The sequence below is a fragment of the Pseudooceanicola lipolyticus genome (assembly GCF_002786325.1).
Classification (GTDB): domain Bacteria; phylum Pseudomonadota; class Alphaproteobacteria; order Rhodobacterales; family Rhodobacteraceae; genus Pseudooceanicola_C; species Pseudooceanicola_C lipolyticus.
The window spans coordinates 1-1,172 of the sequence record NZ_PGTB01000361.1 but is presented as its reverse complement, the minus strand read 5'-3'; the positions used below and the strand labels follow the sequence as shown (position 1 = coordinate 1,172).

The window sequence follows — 1,172 nt, the reverse complement described above, 5'->3', positions numbered from 1 at the left end:
AAGCGCGACCGCTTTGCCGGCATGGAGGGGCGGCTGCGCCCCGGCCTGCTGTCGCAGCGCCTGGCGCAGCAACAGGACAGCCTGACGCGCAACGCCCGCCGCCTGTCGAACCTGGGCCGGGCGCAGACCGCGCGCTGGCGCGACCGAATTGACGGTGCCGACCGGATGCTGCGCAGCCTCGGCTATCAGGCGACGCTGGAACGCGGCTATGCGGTGATCCGCGCCGAGGGGGCGGTGATGACCACCCAGGCGGCGGCGGCGAAACATCCGGTGCTGGAAATCCAGTTCAGCGATGGCCGGCTGACCGTCGGCAGCGCCGGGGCCAAGCCACGCAAAACCACCAAGGCCGACGAGGCACCGGACCAGGGGTCGTTGTTCTGACGCCCTGCGGCTTCTCCATTTAGAACTTTAGCGGCGCGCGGCGGGTGTTACACGCCCACATCGGGGCCGTGGCACAGCATCTCGCCGCCCAGATCCTGCGCCTCGTACAGCTCGGTCTGGCCCGGGTCATTCTCGAACTGCGCGATCAACCCGCGCGGCGATTCCCGAAAGGTCCAGCATTGCGGATCGCCGGGGCGATCCTCGTAGACGAAACAGATCTGACCGGCCTCTTCGTACCAGTAGCCGTCCTTGCACTTCCCATCCAGGAACGACCAGATCACCCGCCGGCCCTCCAGATAGCGTTCCACGCCATAGGCTTCGCCGCCGGCGCCGTAGAACAGGGTTTTGCCGCGGGTATAGGCATCGAAGGCCTCGCCGCTCATGGTCGATTGCGCGGACAGCGGTGCGGCGGCCAGCGCAGCAAGAATCACCAGGTTTCTCAACATGGCGCAACTCTGGCAGAACATCGCGCCTGGCGCTACCGGAGGCCGCCAAATGCGGCGCTGCGGCGCGGGCGCTGCCGCAGGATTAACCGCCGCCCCTTCCATCCCGGCAGCCGCTGGACTAGGTGAGGGAAGAGCTTCAGGAGTGGGCAATGGCGTTTTTCACAAAATTGAAGGACCGGCTGTTCAAATCCTCGTCCAAGCTGGACGAGGGGCTGGATGCCATTGTTGGCGATGGTGGCGAGGAAGAGCCGGATCAGCCAACGCCATCCGTGCCCGAACCCGAGCCCGAGCCGGCGCCGCAGCCGGTCCCGACGCCCGAGCCGGCGCCGGTGCCGCCGCCCACCG

General features: G+C 67.6%; 2 protein-coding genes and 1 pseudogene. 2 read left to right on the top strand and 1 reads right to left on the bottom strand.

The genetic code is table 11. The features are described from left to right. Window positions 1-381, top strand: a 381-nt coding sequence (locus CVM52_RS25915) for an exodeoxyribonuclease VII large subunit (RefSeq protein ID WP_276308672.1), incomplete at its 5' end; no start/stop codon positions are given. A 47-nt stretch (window positions 382-428) separates the two neighbouring features. On the opposite strand, the gene CVM52_RS25910 is transcribed toward CVM52_RS25915, so the two are convergent. Further along, a complete protein-coding gene (locus CVM52_RS25910) occupies window positions 429-827 on the bottom strand; it encodes a hypothetical protein (RefSeq protein WP_100165074.1) in 399 nt (132 codons plus the stop codon). A 149-nt stretch (window positions 828-976) separates the two neighbouring features. Here CVM52_RS25910 and CVM52_RS25905 point away from each other — a divergent pair. Then, a pseudogene (locus CVM52_RS25905) lies at window positions 977-1,172 on the top strand (signal recognition particle-docking protein FtsY); the annotation flags it as partial.

Bases quoted from the DNA above. Each gene is read 5' to 3' on its own strand.
- CVM52_RS25910 (WP_100165074.1), bottom strand. From the start codon at position 827: ATGTTGAGAAACCTGGTGATTCTTGCTGCGCTGGCCGCCGCACCGCTG.